This is a genomic window from Escherichia albertii NBRC 107761 = DSM 17582, assembly GCF_000759775.1.
GTDB classification, from domain to species: Bacteria; Pseudomonadota; Gammaproteobacteria; order Enterobacterales; family Enterobacteriaceae; genus Escherichia; species Escherichia albertii.
The window spans coordinates 1-5,241 of the sequence record NZ_BBMY01000186.1 but is presented as its reverse complement, the minus strand read 5'-3'; the positions used below and the strand labels follow the sequence as shown (position 1 = coordinate 5,241).

The 5,241-nt window shown below is 38.4% G+C and carries 6 protein-coding genes; all 6 read right to left on the bottom strand.

The genetic code is table 11. The features are described from left to right. A partial coding sequence (locus EA14781_RS21620; RefSeq protein WP_001007650.1) for a hypothetical protein occupies positions 1 to 781 on the bottom strand: 781 nt, incomplete at its 3' end. A 491-nt stretch (positions 782 to 1,272) separates the two neighbouring features. Continuing rightward, on the bottom strand, positions 1,273 to 1,602 hold the full coding sequence (locus tag EA14781_RS21615) for a hypothetical protein (RefSeq protein ID WP_001208713.1): 330 nt from the start codon (positions 1,600 to 1,602) through the stop codon (positions 1,273 to 1,275). Between the two features lie 375 nt (positions 1,603 to 1,977). Continuing rightward, positions 1,978 to 2,208 carry a hypothetical protein gene (locus EA14781_RS21605; RefSeq protein ID WP_000882572.1) on the bottom strand — a complete coding sequence of 77 codons (231 nt, stop codon included), beginning with the start codon at positions 2,206 to 2,208 and terminating at the stop codon, positions 1,978 to 1,980. After that, positions 2,208 to 2,480 (bottom strand): HNH endonuclease family protein, encoded by a 273-nt coding sequence (locus tag EA14781_RS21600; RefSeq protein WP_000816067.1) that lies wholly within the window; start codon positions 2,478 to 2,480, stop codon positions 2,208 to 2,210. Before EA14781_RS21600 ends, EA14781_RS21605 begins: the two co-directional genes overlap by 1 nt. A 2-nt stretch (positions 2,481 to 2,482) precedes the next feature. Then, a complete protein-coding gene (locus tag EA14781_RS21595; protein WP_001032965.1) occupies positions 2,483 to 2,761 on the bottom strand; it encodes a hypothetical protein in 279 nt (92 codons plus the stop codon). Next, a complete protein-coding gene (locus EA14781_RS21590; protein ID WP_000999803.1) occupies positions 2,762 to 3,319 on the bottom strand; it encodes a hypothetical protein in 558 nt (185 codons plus the stop codon). Positions 3,320 to 5,241: the final 1,922 nt, after the last annotated feature.

Below are 5,241 nucleotides of genomic sequence, written 5' to 3'. Positions count from 1 at the left end.
ATGCCGCTAATTCGTGGCTGTCTCGGTTGTTTTGGAGGATTAACAGTGTCATTAAATCTGGTGGTAAACTGGAAAGCTTTAGTATTTCTTGCTCTCTGTTCAATCTTGTCAAAGGCCTTATTAAACTTCCAATCTGTGCAAGCTCTTGTTTGTATTCCTTAGCGATTTTTTGATGGTCACGAATCAAATTAGCCAGAGTTGATTTCACCAAATTAATCTCGGTTTCTCTTACCTTCATCAGTCGCTTTCTAGCCATTTCTTCAAGCTCAGCTTGTGATTTATCAGAAATAATTAAAGTCAGTTTATGTGGCGCTCTGACAGCTCTTTCTGTGCGAATAAGTCTTTGGCCTTCTGGTAAATCTGCAATCACTTTACCAATTTCTGAATGGTCATATCCCCAACCGTCACGGTCTAGTCTTGTATAATAATCGTAGGTGTTTGTCTGAAGCTCCATCAAAATAGCCATTTCGTCAACTTCATTTTCAAGTTTGGACTGAAGTTTTTCGTAAACACGATTCATAGCTTTTTGAGAGTCTCGAAGGTCTTTGAAATATTTGCGTTGCAGCTTCAGTTTCAAATCAAGCTCACATTCCTCATTCATCGAAAAATCAATTTCAACTCTTGGAATCTCAAATGGTTCTGGTGGAATATATGGACCTTTATTTACTTCGTGTGATTCCCGCCAAGCTCTATCAAAAGATTCACGCAAAGTTAATTCGTGAATATCAAGTGCACTTGGTCGGCTTTCAATAATCATTTCATTTTCATCACGGATAGCCATTAATACCTTTCCTCTTCTAAGATAATTTATGTTTCAGTTTTTAAAAAGCACACCTGACAGCCTACGAACTTAGAAGAGACTTAAAAGCGTTTGCCAAGTATGCTTTTTAAAAACTGAATAGCCCTAGATAATTTCTTATAAAGGGCTATTCATAAGGTGAAGAAATTAAAACATCTAAAGGATTCAAACGAATGAACAAGAGTACTTTTTGAGATAGCCTATCTAGTGTGGGCTAAATAGGCCATGACGAAAAGCATTGCACCTTTCAGAATGTTCGGTATAGAACATACCTCACCAATTCAGAATATCCATCCATCGGATTATTGAAATAAATAAGAGAGAAATTCTCTCTATAATTAAAATTATGTCATGCTTAAGGTTATTTGTCAACAGCTTTTTAACAGATTGGTAACATTAATTCTTATTTACCGTATTACCTACCCAGCAACCAACAAATAGCCCTAGCAACGTCCAAGCAATTATTAAACCCATTAGTGAATCCTCACAGAATCCGTCACCAGAATATTGTCAGCGTACAGGATTGTCACAGCACCTTTCAAAAATTGCTCTGGGGAAATACTGTATTTATTCGTTTGCTCGATAACCAATCTTTTCATGCTGCTGTCTTTAATTGGTAGCATCATTCGAGGCTCGTTAAACTCCACCGACTGAATAAAGTCAGAGATGTTTTCTGCATTATCAGCCATCAGCTTTAGTAATTTATCAAAGTCAATTGACACACCGGAATCAACGAAGTGTTGAATCATATTTACTGTGTCGATATCAAGCATAATCTGTAGCGGGAAGTTTAATTCTCTCATTTCTTAAAATCTCCTTTTTACCAGACCTCCTCAATCGCTCTGTAACGAGCTAAACAGTCTTTTTCAGGGGTAGCCTGTAGGGGTGTGCCACATACCCTAAAATAAGATAGTTTTTTGCGTTAGAATGCGATTGAGAGCGTCTGAGAGTGGGTAAAACCGTTTTTTGCCTTTAGTCTGAGACTATTAACCCCATCTCACTATGAAATTGACTAAACCAGCTTTTTGTTACTGAGGTTTTTAGTGTGAAAGATGGGGATTGCATAATCAGATAGATGCCATCATTATCAATGTCGCCCCATCCACTATGTACATCAATTAGATTTCGAAAATATTTAAAGGCTTTGTCTGTTTTAAGTTTGAGGGTGAATACTTTCTTCATTCTTTCCCCCAATTCTTAATGAGTTCATAGGCCCGTTTAAATTGAGTCGGGTCACTATAATCAAGCTCGATATCCAGTGACTTTAATTCATAGCGTAACTGCTCAATTTGATGTGGCTTTAGTCTTTTCTTGTTACGGTCAAGCGTAACATCTTCATATTCTTTTGAGCGGGTATCTTGCCTGATTAGATGTGATGCCAGTTTATAAAATTTGTATCTACATAGCATTAAACCTCCTGTAGCAAATTGTTTGGGTGGCAATTTCTCTTATTACCATCCCTGAAGATAATCTTTTTAGTTGCCTGAACTTCATGATGCAAAAACCAGATGACATACTTCACATAATAATCACGAGTGCCATAACGAATCATTGGATTACCGTAAGCATCATCTCTTGTCTTAACTTCTCCACCATCAATCCATTCAAGCATTCCTGTTTCGTAATTAATCATGAAGTAAGTTGCAAAGAACCGTTTAATATCATCTCGCCATTGCTTCATAATCAGACCTCTTGAGATAACTTGTGAATTTTGATACTCAATAGACGGGCAATATCAATCTTAAAGCTGTTAAGTGCCTTCAAAGTATCTAAAGCGTCCTGAGTAATTCGGATGTGTTTACGACCTTTAGAGACTGGATATTTAAGTAAATCCGACTCAGTAACCTCTTTAGCAATTGCAAGCTGCATTACAGTTTGATGAGGCAAGTTGGTCGTTTGTTTAATTCTGTTAAGCTCGTTAAAGGCTTCTTCTGAAATACGGGTTAATGTGTGTTTATTCATTTAAAATTCCTCTGCAACTAAATACGGGTCAAACTCAAAGTCTGGTTGCTCGTTTTCCATTGGCTCAATATTCCCAACGGCAATATGATGTTCAACAATACCAATTAGCTTTGCACACATTACAGCAAGCAATGCACAATAGGCATCGGTTGGTAATTCGTAGCTAAGTCTGGTTGCTTGTCGCTGAAGATGATTTGTCACGGTAGCTGAGTTAATTTCATCAAGGTTCTTTAGAAGATAAAATAGTTTTTTGTTGTATTTCGGGTGACCTTCACTTCTACAGAATCCAATAAAAATATCATCAAGCTGGCTCGGTAATTGTTCGTAAGAATCAAAGTTAGCCAGATAATTTTTAATAGTGTTCTGGGTGCTCTTTCTGATTGACATATAACGTTCCCTCGGTGTAATTGCCCGAATTACTTCGTCAATGCCTTTGCGTTCTTTCTTGGTAAACTTGGGTAATTCGTGGCTGGTGGGGGTGTCTGTGTAGCTGTAGGAGTTGTATCTGTTACGTTGTCTCGATGCCTGAAGCATCGCTCTAAATTCTCTGTCGTTCATTCATAAGCCAGTCCTTATAATTGTTAATTCTCTGTTAACCATATATACAATCTTAGCAGTTTCAAAGACTAATGTCAAGCATTTTTTAACATTTCATTAACATCTGTGGTATAATGGGTTTATGGGGAGAGTAAAATATAAAGGCGTGGCTATGAGAATGGTCACATGGTTATTGCATTGCACACAGACCCCTTCAATCGCTCTGTAACGAGTTAAACGACCTCTTCAGGTCAACTCATAAAGTCAGGTACTTTTTGTGTCAGAATGTGGTTGAGGGCGTCTTACAAGGAAATTTAATGGTAAATCTCCCTCCTGAACCGGGGTCACCTGATGTATGGGCTGGTGGAGGTATTGGACTTATTGCAGGTCTTCTGCTCCGCTACGTCCTCGTCAGAGTGCTTGTTGTCTTTAAATTGTTCGGTCGCACATGGACGCTTGACCTTAAGGATAATGACCACACAGAACCCCGTTAAGTTAAACCCCCTTCAAAACCCCCTGTACGTGATGGTATAGGGGTATCTTTAGCATTTTGTGCTATCTATTAAAAAATAGCTTGACAGAACCGGAAAGCTGTATCTATCAATTATTCACCTCTCTGACAGTAATTTCTAAAAGTTCTTATTTTTCAATAAGTTGTAATTAGCCATATATAGAGAACTGACAAGTCTCTTCACAGAGAACTCTGTAACCTTAACAGTAACTTCTAAAAATGCTTATTTTTCAATTAGTTGTAATTAGCCATATATAATAGCTGTTCAGCTTCTTCACAGGGAAACTTCAGAGGTCTTCTTGGTTGGGCTTGTATAACACAACCCCTAACCGTCCACTAATCGAGAGAAGAGCGACACCCAAGAAAGGGAAGCTCCCTTCTTAACCGACCTTCTTAACCGACCTTCTTAACCAGCCCTTTACGTTATTCGTTCACAGTGTTGATAAGTGGTTTTGCCCTCTGTTTCTGTTATCATCGGGCTTACCTTATCAGGGCTTTGAAATGTCCCTGTAACTTCCCTCTTAACGGGAGAGAAAGAACATAGTGACCCCAAGCGAAGCGCCCCTCTAAAAAGATTTTTTAGCTATTTTGTTTAAAAGCACATCAAACGATACATTTTATTGATTTAGGTCAAAGACAAAAGCATTGACAAAATGGTAAGATTGTTCACATAGCCCTTACTTAACAGACTCTTAAGAGCTTTGAAACGGCCTATTTAACAAGGTCACTACCTCTGGTTCTTCGTTTCCCTTCTTTCTAGGTAGTCATCTGTTAAGAGTTTTTCAGTCTTACTCTTAAGAATCACTGTTAAGGTGATACTCTCCCCTTCGGGTTATATCGTATCTCCTCTCCCGTTAAATATCCTTCACAGCCAGACTAAATAACACCTGTGTAGTTTCTTGGTGGAATCTTTCAAGGTAACTTAACTCTGAGTTTATGAAGTTGACCTATGAGATAGACTCTATCGAATCTATTAGTCAATGTTTGTGAAGGTGTTACAGAGCATGTTCTCTAGGTGGTTTTTCAGGGGACTATCAAGGGCCACTAATCGGGAGAGGGGGTGATACATGAGAAAGAACCCTCCTGTTAAAAAGACTACTTAGAAGTCTGAGACTTTAGTAAAATCTGTGAATATAGCTTCTCAGACGCTCTGTAACGCATTCTAAGCGATTTTACCCCTTTATTTTAAGGTGGGTGGTACATCCCTACAGACTACCCCTAAAAATGGGGTTAAAACTCGCTACAGAGCTTTCTATGAGGCTTGGTAGGATTGTATAAAATCTGTACAATGGTTATTTGGCTTCTGAAAATTTTTACAAAAATCATAGTAGCCCTCTTTGAATCTCATCTTCCCCGAATCTTCGAAAATATCTGTATGTCTGCTAAGTACCCGTCACACCAGCTATGTGACCCCCTTTGCAAAAAAGCCAAA

What these genes read in the sequence shown, in the direction of transcription:
- EA14781_RS21615 (WP_001208713.1), bottom strand. Translation starts at nt 1,602, where the DNA reads ATGAGAGAATTAAACTTCCCGCTACAGATTATGCTTGATATCGACACA.
- EA14781_RS21605 (WP_000882572.1), bottom strand. Translation starts at nt 2,208, where the DNA reads ATGCTATGTAGATACAAATTTTATAAACTGGCATCACATCTAATCAGG.
- EA14781_RS21600 (WP_000816067.1), bottom strand. Translation starts at nt 2,480, where the DNA reads ATGAAGCAATGGCGAGATGATATTAAACGGTTCTTTGCAACTTACTTC.
- EA14781_RS21595 (WP_001032965.1), bottom strand. Translation starts at nt 2,761, where the DNA reads ATGAATAAACACACATTAACCCGTATTTCAGAAGAAGCCTTTAACGAG.
- EA14781_RS21590 (WP_000999803.1), bottom strand. Translation starts at nt 3,319, where the DNA reads ATGAACGACAGAGAATTTAGAGCGATGCTTCAGGCATCGAGACAACGT.